Origin of the sequence: Thioclava electrotropha (genome assembly GCF_002085925.2) — a bacterium.
GTDB lineage: Bacteria > Pseudomonadota > Alphaproteobacteria > Rhodobacterales > Rhodobacteraceae > Thioclava > Thioclava electrotropha.
Window position 1 is genome coordinate 1,138,143 of the sequence record NZ_CP053562.1, and the last position, 12,194, is coordinate 1,150,336.

Below are 12,194 nucleotides of genomic sequence, written 5' to 3' on the forward strand. Positions count from 1 at the left end.
AAGATAGGCATCAACGGGGAGAATGTCATGGCCGAGCCCGAAAAGCTGATGGAAGATATCGAACGACTTGGCGGCAAGCTCGCACAGGCGCGCGCGTCGATCGACCGGCGTTTCATCGGGCAGGATCAGGTGGTGGAGCTGGTTCTGGCCGCGATGCTCTCCGGGGGGCATGCGCTTCTGGTGGGTCTGCCGGGCTTGGGCAAGACGCTTCTGGTCGAGACGCTATCCACCGTGATGGGGCTGGGATCGAACCGCATCCAGTTCACGCCCGACCTGATGCCCGCCGATATTCTCGGGAGCGAAGTTCTGGAAACCGCGCCCGATGGTAGCCGCGCGTTCCGCTTCCTCGAAGGCCCGGTCTTCTGCCAGCTGCTGATGGCCGACGAGATCAACCGCGCCTCGCCCCGGACCCAATCGGCGCTCTTGCAGGCGATGCAGGAGCGCGAGGTCACCATCGCGGGCGAGCATCGTCCGCTTGGCCCCCCCTTCCACGTTCTCGCTACGCAGAACCCGATCGAGCAGGAGGGCACCTATCCGCTGCCCGAAGCCCAGCTCGACCGTTTCCTCGTGCAGGTCGACGTCGATTACCCGGACCGCGAGACCGAGCGCTCGATCCTGCTCGCGACCACCGGCGTCGCGGCGGAGGGCGCGCATACCGTATTCACCCCGGCCGAGCTGATCGAGGCGCAGGGGATCGTGCGGCAGATGCCCGTGGGCGAGAAGGTCGTCGATGCGATCCTCGATCTGGTGCGGCTCTGCCGTCCGCGCGAGGCCGAGGCGCCCGACTTCATCCGCGATGCGCTTGCCTGGGGGCCGGGGCCGCGCGCTGCACAGGCGCTGATGCTGACCGTGCGGGCACGAGCTCTGATCAATGGCCGCCTCGCGCCGACTCTGGACGACGTGCAGGCGATGGCCCGCCCGGTACTGATCCACCGCATGGCGCTGAGCTTCGCGGCCCGCGCCCGTGGCGAGACGCTGGGCGATCTGATCGATCGCGCCGTGGCAGAGGTCACCGGGCCGCGCGCCGCCGGGGCCGCCGCTTGAGCGTAACCTCCGATACCGCAGCGTCGGGGCAGGCCCCCGCGCTGAGCCTGCGCCGCGAGGCGGAAGGGGCGGCCTCTGCGCTGCCCCCGCTGCTGGTCGCGGCGGAGCATCTGGCGGCGACCGTCCAGATGGGCGCGCATGGCCGCAGGCGCGCGGGATCGGGCGAGGAATTCTGGCAATACCGGCCCGCTCATGCGGGCGACGAGCTGCGCTTCGTCGATTGGCGGCGCTCGGCGCGCTCGGACAGCCAATATGTGCGCCAGCGGGAATGGCAGCTGGCGCAATCGGTCCATCTCTGGGTCGATGACGCGGCCTCGATGCGCTTCACCGGGGCCGAGAGCGGACGCAATGCGCGTGCCACGAAATCAGAGCGCGCCCGTGTTCTGGGGCTCGCGCTTGCGGTGCTGATGGTGCGCGGCGGCGAACGCGTGGGGCTGACCGGCCCGCTCGCGCCGCCACGTCCGGGGCGCGCGCAGCTGATGGAGCTTGCAGGCTTGCTTTCGCGTGAGGCGGGCGTGCAGGATTACGGCGCCCCTGAAATCGCTGGCGTCACGCCGCAGTCGCGCGTGGTGCTGCTGTCGGATTTCTTCGGTGATCTCGGCCCGATCGAAGCCGCGCTGGGCCGTCTGGCCGACCGGGGCGTCTCGGGCGTGATGATGCAGGTGCTCGACCCCGACGAAGAGGCCTTTCCCTATGACGGGCGCACGATCTTCCAGTCGATGACCGGCTCGCTGGTCCATGAAACCCGCAAGGCGGGCGATCTGCGTGCGCGTTATCTCGACCGGCTGGCCGCGCGACGCGATCAGCTCGCCCGGCTGGCGCGCAGCGCGGGCTGGCAATTCTCGACCCATCACACGGGCGATCCGGCGCAGGCTGCGCTGCTGTGGCTTTATTCCGCGCTCGAGAGGGGGCGCTGATGTGGATGCTCGGCCCCATCGGCTTCACCGCGCCCTGGCTTCTGCTGGGGCTGGCCGCCTTGCCGATCATCTGGCTGATCCTGCGCGCGGTGCCGCCCGCGCCGATCCGCAGGCGTTTTCCCGGCGTCGCGCTGCTCCTGGGTCTCAAGGACGAGGAAGTGCAGGCCGCGCGCACGCCGTGGTGGCTGCTGGCGCTGCGTCTTCTGGCGCTGGCTGCCGCGATCATCGGCTTTGCCGGGCCGGTCCTGAACCCGCAGCGGGCCGTTCCCGGCACCGGACCGCTCCTGATCGTGGCCGACGGTAGCTGGGCCTCCGCGCGCGACTGGCCGCGCCGGGTGGAGCGGATGACGTCGGCGCTGAAGGATGCGCAACAGGCGGGACGTCCCGCAGCGGTGATCTCGCTGACCGATCCGCCGCCCGCGCAGGTGAGTTTCATGGATGCGGGCGCGCTGATCCAGTCGCTGCCCGGTATCCAGCCGCAGCCCTGGGCCCCGCAGAGCTTCGACGCCGCCAATCTGCCCGAGGGGAATTTCGAGACGCTCTGGCTGTCGGACGGCTTGGCCCGCGACAGCCGCGCCGGCGTTCTGAATGCGCTGGAGGCGCGCGGTCCGGTCAAGGTCTGGCAACCGCAATTGTCGGTCTTGGCGCTGGGCGCTGCCCGGATCGAGGATGGCGCGCTCGTCGTGCCTGCGCTCGCCTCAACAATCCCGCCCAGCCCGCGCGATGTTGCCGCCGTGGGGCGCGACCCGGCGGGGATCGAGCGCGAACTGGCCAGCCAGCCGCTGCAATTCACCGACTCGCGCGAGACCGAGCTGCGCTTCGATCTGCCGCCCGAGCTGCGCAACCGCATCACCCGGATCGAGATCACCGGCATGCGCTCGGCAGGCGCAGTCAGCCTGACCGACGACGCGGTGAAGCGCCGCAAGGTCGCGATCCTGTCCGGCGCGCGCGACCGCGAGGGTTTGGAACTGCTCTCGCCCACCCATTACCTGCATCAGGCGCTCGCCCCCACGGCGGACCTGATCGAGGGCACGCTCGCCGATGTGCTGACCGCCGATCCGGACGTGATCATCCTCGCCGATATGGCCGATCTGCCGGAGCAATCGAAACTGCACGACTGGGTCGAGAAGGGCGGGCTACTGATCCGTTTCGCAGGGCCCCGCATGGCCAATGCCGATCTCGATGCCGATACGCTTCTGCCGGTGCAGCTGCGCGCGGGCGGCCGCTCGCTGGGCGGCACGATGAGCTGGGGCGATCCGCGCGCGCTGGCGCCCTTCCCGGAGAACTCGCCCTTCGCGGGGCTGCAAGTGCCCGAGGATGTGACGGTGAAGGCGCAGGTCATGGCCGAGCCCACGCCGGACCTCTCCGAACACACCATCGCCGCGCTGACCGACGGTACGCCGCTCGTGACCCGCGCCAAGATGGGGCAGGGGGCGGTCGTGCTGTTCCATGTCACCGCCAATGCCGAATGGTCGACGCTGCCGCTGTCGCTACTGTTCCCGCAGATGCTGGAGCGGCTCGCGGTCTCGGCCCGGCCCGCCGCACCGGAAGAGGCTGATCTCGCAGGCCAGACCTGGGTGCCGCAGAAGCTGCTCGACGGGTTCGGGCGGCTGCAGGACTCAGGCGCCGCCGCAGGTGTGCCGGGCGAGGAGCTGGCCAAGGCCGAGCCGGGGCCGAAGCTGCGCCCGGGCATCTACACCGCCGAGGATCGCTCGGTCGCGCTGAACGCCCTTCCACGCGGCGCGACGCTGTCCCCGGCCAGCTGGCCCGCCAATGTCCCCGTCGAAGGGGCCTTCGAGCAACGCGAAATGCCGCTGAAGGGCTGGCTGCTGGGCGCGGCGCTGGCGGCGCTGCTGATCGATATCCTCGCGACGCTGGCGCTCTCGGGCAAGCTTTGGGGACCGCGCGCGATGAAGGCCGCCGCCTTCGGGGCCGCCCTGATCCTCGCCAGCTTCGCACCGCCGCAAGCCCATGCCGAGGATATGGATCCGGCGCGCGCGATCGAGGCTGCGTCCAATGTGGTTCTGGCCGCGATGCCCACCGGCGATGCCGAGGTGGACCGGGTCTCCATGGCGGGGCTCAAGGGGCTGTCGCAGGTTCTCAATCGCCGCACCACGGTCGAGCCCTCCGCACCGATGATGGTCGACCTCAAGAACGACGATCTGGCCGTCTTCACCTTCATCTACTGGCCGATCACCGCAGATCAGCCCGCGCCGAGCCCGATGGAATATGCCAAGCTGAACCGCTACCTGCGCGGCGGCGGCATGATCCTGTTCGACACGCGCGACGCCGATATCGCGGGCTTCGGCGAGGCGACGCCCGCAGGCAAACGGTTGCAGGCGCTGGCCGCGCCCTTGGATATTCCACCGCTCGCGCCGATCCCGGACGATCACGTGCTGACACGCACCTTCTACCTGCTGCAGGATTTCCCCGGCCGCTACGACGGCACGATCTGGGTGGAGGCCCCGCCCGCCGATGCCGAACGCGCCGAGGGGATGCCGTTTCGCAACCTCAATGACGGGGTGACGCCGGTGGTGATCGGCGGCAATGACTGGGCCTCGGCCTGGGCGGTCGACGATCGCGGGATGCCGATGTTCCCGGTGGGCCGTGGCCGCACCGGCGAGCGTCAGCGCGAAATCGCGGACCGCTTCGGGGTGAACCTGATCATGCATGTGCTGACCGGCAACTATAAATCCGATCAGGTCCATGTGCCTGCGCTTCTCGAAAGGCTGGGGCAATGAACGGGATGTCGATCATCTTCGCACCGCTTCTGCCGTGGCCTGTGATCGCGGGGGCAGCCGTGGTGGCGGTCGTGCTGCTCGCGCTGGCGCTGTGGCGCGGGCTGAAAGGCTGGGCGCTGCGGGCCTTGGCCGCGCTGGTGCTGCTGGCCGCCATCGCGCAGCCCTCCTTGCAGCGCGAACAGACCGCGCCGCTGTCCAATATCGTACTGCTGATCGACGACCGCTCCTCGTCGCAGAAACTTTCGGATCGTGTCGCGCAGACCGATACCGCCCTGACGCGTCTGCAGGCACAGCTCGACGCGATGCCCAATGTGGAGACGCGCCGGATCACCGTTCCGGACGGGGCCGACAATGCGGGCACCGAACTGGGCTCGACCCTGGCCGAGGCGCTCGCCGCAGAGCCGCGCGCACGGGTCGCAGGCGCGCTGATGGTCACCGACGGGCAGGCCCATGACGCGCAGCTCGCCCCCGATCTGCCCGCGCCGCTGCAGGTGCTGCTGACCGGCAAGCGCAGCGACTGGGATCGTCGTATCCTGATCGAGACGGCGCCTTCCTTCGGGATCATCGGGGAGGAGACCGATATCCGCCTCAAGGTCGAGGATATGGGCAACGTGCCTGAAAGCGCGGGCGGCACCGCCGATCTGACCATCTCGATCGACGGCAAGGATCCGAAAAGCTACACGGTGCGCACCGACCGCGATCTGGAACTGCCGCTGACGCTGACCCATGGGGGGCAGAACGTGGTGCAGTTCACGCTGTCGCCGACCGATGGCGAGCTGACCGACCGTAACAACGTCGCCACCGTGCAGATCAACGGCGTGCGCGACCGGCTGCGGGTGCTCTTGGTGTCCGGCCAGCCCCATGCGGGCGAGCGGACTTGGCGCAATTTGCTGAAATCGGACGCTGGCGTGGACCTCGTGCATTTCACCATCCTGCGCCCGCCCGAGAAACAGGACGGTGTGCCGGTGACGGAACTGTCGCTCATCGCCTTCCCGACGCAGGAGCTGTTCGTCGACAAGATCGACGAGTTCGACCTGATCATTTTCGACCGCTACGGCGCGCGGGGCATCCTGCCGTCCGCGTATTTCGACAATATCAAGGATTACGTCGAACGCGGCGGGGCGATCCTCGTGGCCGCCGGTCCGGAATTCGCGACCGTCGAAAGCCTCTATCAGACCAGCCTTGGCGATATCATGCCCGCGCGCCCCACGGGTCGTGTGATGTCGGAAAGCTTTCTGCCGCGCCCGACCGATCTGGGTCTGCGCCACCCGGTGACCGCCGGGCTGGAAGGGGCGCCCGCGCCCGAGGGCGAGGATACGGAAGCCGAGAAAGTCGGCCCGCATTGGGGGCACTGGCTGCGCCAGATCGAACTGACAAACCCCACAGGCGAGGTCGTGATGTCCGGCGCCGAGGGCAAGCCGCTTCTGGTGCTCTCGCGCGAAGGCGAGGGGCGCGTGGCGCTGCTGGCCTCGGATCAGGCGTGGCTCTGGGATCGCGGCTATGACGGCGGCGGGCCGCAGCTCGAATTGCTGCGTCGGATCGCGCATTGGGAAATGAAAGAGCCGGAACTCGAGGAAGAGGCGCTCTATGCCGAGATCGATCCCGGCGCGCTCTCGATGCGGATCATCCGCCGCACGATGGAAGACAGCGCGCCGCCGGTGACCGTGACCCTGCCTGATGGCTCGACCGAGCAGGTGCCGCTGACCGAGACCGCACCGGGCCGCTTCACCGCGCGCTGGACTGCGCCCGAGGCGGGGCTCTACCGCCTCAAGGACGGCGATCTGGAGCGGGTCGTGGCGATGGGGCCTGCAAGCCCGCGCGAGTTCGAACAGACGATCGCCAGTGGCGGTCCCCTCTCCGCCGTGGTCGAGGCGTCGAATGGCGGCGTGACACGGCTCGAGGACGGGGTGCCCGCCATCCGCGAAGTGCGTGCGGGCCGCCCGACATCGGGGCGCGGCTGGATCGGCATCACGCCGCGCGGCGCGACCGCCACCACCGACATCCGGGTGCAGCCGCTGCTGCCCGCCTGGGCATGGCTGATCCTGGCGGCCTTGCTGACCGTGGGCGCGTGGCTGGTCGAAGGACGCAACCGGCGCGGCGGTGGCGGCGATAGGGGCGGGCCGACTGCAGCGTGATCCCTGCGGGGATTGCCCGGACACCGCTTCGCGTGTAGCAGGTGTTAGCGGTATCGGAATGAGGAGGCCCCCGATGATCCTGAGTTGTGGCGAAGCCCTGATCGACATGCTCCCGCGCGAGAGCGCGCAAGGCGAGGCGGCCTTTGCGCCCTATCCGGGGGGTGCGGTGTTCAACACTGCGATCGCGCTGGGGCGGCTCGGTGCGCGCTCGGGGTTTCTATCGGGGCTGTCGGAAGACCTGTTCGGCAAGATGCTGATCCATTCGCTCTCCGATAGCGGGGTGGATGCAGGGCTTGCGGTGCGCTCGGACCGACCCACGACGCTCGCCTTCGTGACCCTCACCGACGGCCATGCGAGCTACGCTTTCTACGACGAGAATACGGCTGGCCGGATGCTGAAGATCGAGGATATGCCCGCGATCCCGGGAGAGGTGAAGGCCATGTTCTTCGGCGGCATCTCGCTGCCGGTCGAGCCTTGCGGCGCGGCCTATGAGGCGCTGATGCTGCGCGAGGCCGAGAGCCGCGTGACCATGATCGATCCGAATATCCGCCCCGGGTTCATCGGCGACGAAGCGGCCTATCGCGCGCGGCTGGAACGGATGTTCGCCGTGGCCGATATCGTGAAGGTCTCGGACGAGGATCTGCGCTGGATCGAAGGACCGGGCACCATCGCCGATCTCGCGCGCGGGCTGCTCGCCAAGGGGCCGAAGCTGGTCTTCGTGACCGAAGGCGCGACCGGCGCGCATGGGTTCTCGAAACACTGCGAAGTGTTCGTGCCCGCGCGCAAGGTTGAGGTCATCGACACGGTCGGCGCGGGCGACACGTTCAACGCGGGCGTTCTGGCGGCGCTGGATCGCGCGGATGCTCTCGACAAGCGCAGGCTCGCAGGGGCGGAGGAAGAGCTGATCGCCGACTGCCTGAAACTGGGCGTGGCTGCCGCTGCGGTGGTCGTCAGCCGGGCAGGGGCCAACCCGCCCTGGTCGGACGAACTGGCATGAGGGCGCTCATCCAGCGGGTCTCCGAGGCCTCGGTCACTGTCGATGGCAATCGCATCTCTGAGATCGGGCCGGGCCTTCTGATCCTGTGCTGCGCGATGCAGGGCGATGACGAGAAAGTGGCCGAGAAACTGGCCGAGCGCGTCTCGAAGCTGCGCATCTTCAAGGATGAGGCGGGCAAGATGAACCGCGCGGTGGGCGATATCGGCGGCTCCTGTCTCGTGGTCAGCCAGTTCACGCTGGCGGCTGACACGTTGCGCGGCAACCGCCCCGGTTTCTCCGCAGCCGCCCCGCCCGAAGAGGGCGATCGCCTGTATCAGCATTTCGCCCGGCACCTCGAATCTCTGGGGCTGCCCGTCCAGACCGGCGCGTTCGGCGCGGATATGAAAGTGGCGCTTCTGAATGACGGGCCGGTCACGATCTGGATGGACAGCGCCGACCGTCCCTGAGCGTCGCGTGGGCAGTCTTGCTCCCCTGAAAATCGCGGGCTATTGCAGGCCATGGCCAAGCTGTACTTCCATTATTCCACGATGAACGCGGGCAAGAGCACGATCCTCTTGCAAGCCTCCCACAACTATATCGAACGCGGGATGGAGACCTGCCTCGTGACCGCGCGGCTCGACAATCGCGCGGGCGACGGGCGCATCGCGAGCCGGATCGGCATCGGTGCGCAAGCGGCCTGTTTCACCGAAGAGACGGACATGTTCGCGCTGATCGAGGCGCGGCTGGCCGAGGGCCCCTGCGCCTGCATCTTCGTGGACGAGGCGCAGTTCCTGACCGAGACGCAGGTCTGGCAGATCGCCCGCGCGGTCGATGACCTGCGCGTGCCGGTGATGTGCTACGGGCTGCGGGTGGATTTTCAGGGCAAGCTGTTCCCCGGCTCGGCGGCGCTGCTCGCGCTGGCCGACGAGATGCGCGAAGTCCGCACGATCTGCCATTGCGGCAAGAAGGCCACGATGGTGGTGCGGATGGGCCCTGACGGACAGGCGCTGCGCGATGGCGATCAGGTGCAGATCGGCGGCAACGAGACCTATGTCAGCCTCTGCCGCCGTCACTGGCGCAAAGCGATGGGTGAGGCGTAAGCCTCAGATCTTCTCGACCACGACCGAGCCCACCGAATAGCCCGCCCCGAAGGAACAGATCAGCCCGATCTCGCCCGGTTTGAAATCGTCGGAATATTTCGAAAACGCGATGATCGACCCGGCGGAGGACGTGTTGGCGTAATCCTGCAGGATATTGGGCTGCTCGCCCGGCTCGGGATCGCGGCCGAGCACCTTTTTCCCCACAAAGTCGTTCATCGTCTTGTTGGCCTGATGCAGCCAGAGACGGTGCAGATCCTCGGGCTTCACCTGTGCATCGGCGAGATGGCCGAGGATGTGCTGCGCGACCATCGGCATCACTTCCTTGAAGACCTTCCGACCCTCTTGCATGAACTGCATGTCGCGACGGTCGGCCACGCCATCGGGGCGGGTGCGGCGCAGGAAGCCGTTATTGTTGCGGATGTTGTTGGAAAATTCCGTCGCGCAACGGGTGGAGCGGATCAGGAAGCCATGCGGCGCATCCTCACGCCGCTCGATCAGCGTCGCGGTCGCCACATCGCCGAAGATGAAGTGGCAATCGCGGTCGCGCCATTCCAAATGACCGGAAGTGATCTCGGGGTTCACGACCAGCGCGCGGCGCACGGAGCCCGTGCGGATCATGTCGGCGGCGGCCTGAATGCCGAAGGTGGCCGAGGAACAGGCGACGTTCATATCGAAAGCGAACCCGCCCGCGCCGAGAAGCTTCTGGATCTCGATGGCGACGGCGGGGTAGGCGCGCTCCATATTCGAAGCGGCGCAGATCACGAGATCGACGTCCTCGCCCTTCCGTCCGGCCTGCGCCAGCGCCTTGTTGCAGGCATCGAGCGCGATCTCGGCCATGATGCCCGGCTCGTCATCCGAGCGTTGGCGAAGGCGCGGATACATGCGCGTGGGGTCCAGCACGCCTTCCTTGTCCATCACGTAGCGCTGCTCGATCCCGGAGGCTTTCAGGATGAACTCGACCGAGCTATGCGGCTTGGCCTCGATCTCGCCCGCGGCGATGGCCTCTGCGTTCTCGGCGTTGAACAGATCGGCATAGGCGTTGAACGCCTCGACCAGTTCGGCATTCGTGATGACGTGTTCCGGCGTATAGACCCCGGTCCCGGTAATGACGGCTTGATGCATCGGATCCTCCTTGGCAGAGCCTCCCGCCAAGGAGGTGAAAGGTCAAGACGACACGCGATTGGGCGGCGTGTTGCCGTCACGAAAGGCGATGAGATTGTCGACCGCCATGTGGCCCATGTCGTCACGCACCTCAAGAGCGGCGGTGCCGAGATGCGGAAGCAACGTGACGTTATCCATCTCGCGCAGGGCTTCCGGCACATAAGGCTCGCGCTCATAGACGTCGAGACCCGCGCCTGCGATCGCATTGCCCTGCATTGCCGCCACCAGCGCCGCCTCGTCGACGATATCGCCGCGCGCGATGTTGATGAGATGCGCATGCGGCTGCATCTTCGCGATCTCCGCCGCGCCGATCAGATGATGCGTGGCGGGGCTGGCGGGTACCGCGATCACCACGAAATCGGAAGTTGCGAGCAGCTCGTCCTGGCTCAGATGCGTCGCGGGGAAACCCGGATCGACGGGGGTGCGCTTGGTGTAAGCCACCTCCATGCCGAAGCCGAAATGGCAGCGTTTCGCAATCGCTGTGCCGATCCGGCCCAGACCGATGATGCCGACCTTCTTGCCCGAGACGTGCTGGCCGAGGAATTGCGTCGGCGTCCATCCAGTCCAGTCGCCGCGCCGCACGAACCGCTCGCCCGCCGAGGCCCGTCTTGCGCTCATCAGGATCAGCATCATCGCGATATCGGCGGTCGCATCGGTCACCGCGCCCGGCGTGTTGGTCACCGTAATGCCCTTCGCCTCGGCGGCATCCACGTCGATATGGTTATAGCCGACTCCGAAGTTGGCCACGATCTTCGCGCGCGGGCTGCCCTCGAAGGCCGCCGCACTCACCTTGTCGCCAAGCGTGACCAGAAGCGCATCGTATTCGGCCAGCGCCTGCCGCGCCTCGTCCTCGGTCATCGGCGCGGCCCCGTTGCGGAAGGTCACGTCGAATTCTTTCGCCACGCGGGCCTCGACCTCGTCGGTCAGCTTGCGGGTCACGAGGAGCTTCATCAGAACATCCTCCCGCCGATCGGCACGTCCTTGTCGGGCGTCAGCAGTACGACCTCGCCGTCTTCATCGGGCACGCCGAGCACCAGCGCCTCGGACATGAACGGCCCGATCTGGCGCGGCGGAAAGTTGACCACGCCGAAGACCAGCTTGCCGACCAGCTCCTCGGGCGCGTAATGCACCGTGATCTGGGCGGAGCTTTTCTTCACGCCGATCTCCGGGCCGTAATCGACCCAGAGCTTGATCGCGGGCTTGCGCGCCTCAGGGAAGGGCTCGGCTTCGGTGATCCGCCCACAGCGAATGTCGACCTTCATGAAGTCGTCGAAGGAGATGGTCATTTCCCCAGCTCCCGGTTGCGCGCGATATTTGCGGCGACCGCTTTGCGCATCAGGGGCGGCATGCCGGTCTCGGGGTCCATCAGAACCTCCAGGGCCGCAGCCGTCGTCCCGCCGGGAGAAGTCACGTTCTCGCGCAGCTTCGAAGGCGTCTCGTCGCTATCCTCGGCCAGTTGCCCCGCGCCACCCACGGTCGCCTTGGCGAGTCGCAGCGCCAGATCGGGGTCGAGCCCCTCGGCCTCGCCCGCCGCCGCCATCACCTCGATCAGGTGGAAGACATAGGCCGGGCCCGAGCCGGAGACGCCGATCACGGCGTTCATCTGTTCCTCATCGTCGAGCCGCACGACCTGACCCACGCCGGTCATCAGCGCATCCGCCGTGTCCAGATCGTCCCCAGTCGCGTTCGGATTGCCGACGATGGCGGTCACGCCCCGGCCGATCGCCGCAGGCGTGTTGGGCATCGCGCGCACCAGCCGGGCCTGCGTGCCCAGCATCTTCTCGTAGCCCTCTATGGTGATCCCGGCGGCGACGGTCACAAACAGCGTATCGCCCTCGGCCATGGCCGACAGCTGCGGCAGCGCGTCGGCCATCATCTGCGGCTTCACCGCGACCAGAACGACAGCCGGATTCTCGGGCAGATCGGCGTTGAGATTCACGCCGGTCTCTTTCAGCCAATCGGATGGATTCGGATCGACCACCCAGACCGAGGCTGCGGGCAGACCGCCCTTCAACAGCCCCTGAAGGATCGCGCCGCCCATGCGTCCGCAGCCCAGAATGACGAGGCCGCGGTCGGAAATCTTGTCAAAGCTCATGCTTCCCCCTTTTGGTTCGGGGGGA

11 protein-coding genes are annotated in these 12,194 nt (G+C 67.5%); 7 read left to right on the forward strand and 4 right to left on the reverse strand.

Annotation, left to right across the window (positions count from 1 at the left end):
* Positions 1–27: 27 nt before the first annotated feature.
* From AKL02_RS05620 to AKL02_RS05650, 7 genes are all read left to right on the forward strand, one after another.
* Positions 28–1,044, forward strand: coding sequence for an AAA family ATPase (locus AKL02_RS05620; protein ID WP_078546170.1), 1,017 nt, complete (start codon positions 28–30; stop codon positions 1,042–1,044).
* A complete protein-coding gene (locus AKL02_RS05625; RefSeq protein ID WP_232621721.1) occupies positions 1,041–1,961 on the forward strand; it encodes a DUF58 domain-containing protein in 921 nt (306 codons plus the stop codon). The genes AKL02_RS05620 and AKL02_RS05625 overlap by 4 nt, the downstream gene beginning before the upstream one ends.
* The gene (locus AKL02_RS05630) at positions 1,961–4,702 is read left to right on the forward strand and encodes a DUF4159 domain-containing protein (RefSeq protein WP_083079187.1); all 2,742 of its coding nucleotides are present in this window, start codon (positions 1,961–1,963) and stop codon (positions 4,700–4,702) included. The genes AKL02_RS05625 and AKL02_RS05630 overlap by 1 nt, the downstream gene beginning before the upstream one ends.
* Positions 4,699–6,837: a hypothetical protein gene (locus AKL02_RS05635; protein ID WP_083079186.1), complete on the forward strand. Its 2,139-nt coding sequence runs from the start codon at positions 4,699–4,701 to the stop codon at positions 6,835–6,837. Before AKL02_RS05630 ends, AKL02_RS05635 begins: the two co-directional genes overlap by 4 nt.
* Before the next feature lie 73 nt (positions 6,838–6,910).
* Positions 6,911–7,834: a carbohydrate kinase family protein gene (locus AKL02_RS05640; protein WP_083079185.1), complete on the forward strand. Its 924-nt coding sequence runs from the start codon at positions 6,911–6,913 to the stop codon at positions 7,832–7,834.
* Positions 7,831–8,280, forward strand: coding sequence for a D-aminoacyl-tRNA deacylase (gene dtd / locus AKL02_RS05645; RefSeq protein ID WP_083079184.1), 450 nt, complete (start codon positions 7,831–7,833; stop codon positions 8,278–8,280). The genes AKL02_RS05640 and dtd overlap by 4 nt, the downstream gene beginning before the upstream one ends.
* Positions 8,281–8,331: 51 nt before the next feature.
* Positions 8,332–8,913 carry a thymidine kinase gene (locus AKL02_RS05650; RefSeq protein WP_083079183.1) on the forward strand — a complete coding sequence of 194 codons (582 nt, stop codon included), beginning with the start codon at positions 8,332–8,334 and terminating at the stop codon, positions 8,911–8,913.
* Between the two features lie 3 nt (positions 8,914–8,916).
* Here the strand turns inward: AKL02_RS05650 and AKL02_RS05655 are convergent, their stop codons facing one another.
* The 4 genes from AKL02_RS05655 to proC are packed head-to-tail and all read right to left on the reverse strand — an operon-like array spanning position 8,917 to position 12,169.
* Positions 8,917–10,035, reverse strand: coding sequence for a beta-ketoacyl-ACP synthase III (locus AKL02_RS05655; protein WP_078539756.1), 1,119 nt, complete (start codon positions 10,033–10,035; stop codon positions 8,917–8,919).
* 42 nt (positions 10,036–10,077) lie between these two features.
* Positions 10,078–11,025 carry a 2-hydroxyacid dehydrogenase gene (locus AKL02_RS05660; protein WP_083079182.1) on the reverse strand — a complete coding sequence of 316 codons (948 nt, stop codon included), beginning with the start codon at positions 11,023–11,025 and terminating at the stop codon, positions 10,078–10,080.
* Entirely contained in the window at positions 11,025–11,360 is a 336-nt protein-coding gene (locus AKL02_RS05665; protein WP_083079181.1) for a tRNA-binding protein, read from the reverse strand. The genes AKL02_RS05660 and AKL02_RS05665 overlap by 1 nt, the downstream gene beginning before the upstream one ends.
* A complete protein-coding gene (gene proC, locus AKL02_RS05670) occupies positions 11,357–12,169 on the reverse strand; it encodes a pyrroline-5-carboxylate reductase (RefSeq protein ID WP_083079180.1) in 813 nt (270 codons plus the stop codon). Before proC ends, AKL02_RS05665 begins: the two co-directional genes overlap by 4 nt.
* Positions 12,170–12,194 lie beyond the last annotated feature (25 nt).

Coding starts and splice junctions, on each gene's coding strand:
- AKL02_RS05620 (WP_078546170.1), top strand. CDS start 28: ATGGCCGAGCCCGAAAAGCTGATGGAAGATATCGAACGACTTGGCGGC.
- AKL02_RS05630 (WP_083079187.1), top strand. CDS start 1,961: ATGTGGATGCTCGGCCCCATCGGCTTCACCGCGCCCTGGCTTCTGCTG.
- AKL02_RS05635 (WP_083079186.1), top strand. CDS start 4,699: ATGAACGGGATGTCGATCATCTTCGCACCGCTTCTGCCGTGGCCTGTG.
- AKL02_RS05640 (WP_083079185.1), top strand. CDS start 6,911: ATGATCCTGAGTTGTGGCGAAGCCCTGATCGACATGCTCCCGCGCGAG.
- dtd (WP_083079184.1), top strand. CDS start 7,831: ATGAGGGCGCTCATCCAGCGGGTCTCCGAGGCCTCGGTCACTGTCGAT.
- AKL02_RS05650 (WP_083079183.1), top strand. CDS start 8,332: ATGGCCAAGCTGTACTTCCATTATTCCACGATGAACGCGGGCAAGAGC.
- AKL02_RS05655 (WP_078539756.1), bottom strand. CDS start 10,035: ATGCATCAAGCCGTCATTACCGGGACCGGGGTCTATACGCCGGAACAC.
- AKL02_RS05660 (WP_083079182.1), bottom strand. CDS start 11,025: ATGAAGCTCCTCGTGACCCGCAAGCTGACCGACGAGGTCGAGGCCCGC.
- AKL02_RS05665 (WP_083079181.1), bottom strand. CDS start 11,360: ATGACCATCTCCTTCGACGACTTCATGAAGGTCGACATTCGCTGTGGG.
- proC (WP_083079180.1), bottom strand. CDS start 12,169: ATGAGCTTTGACAAGATTTCCGACCGCGGCCTCGTCATTCTGGGCTGC.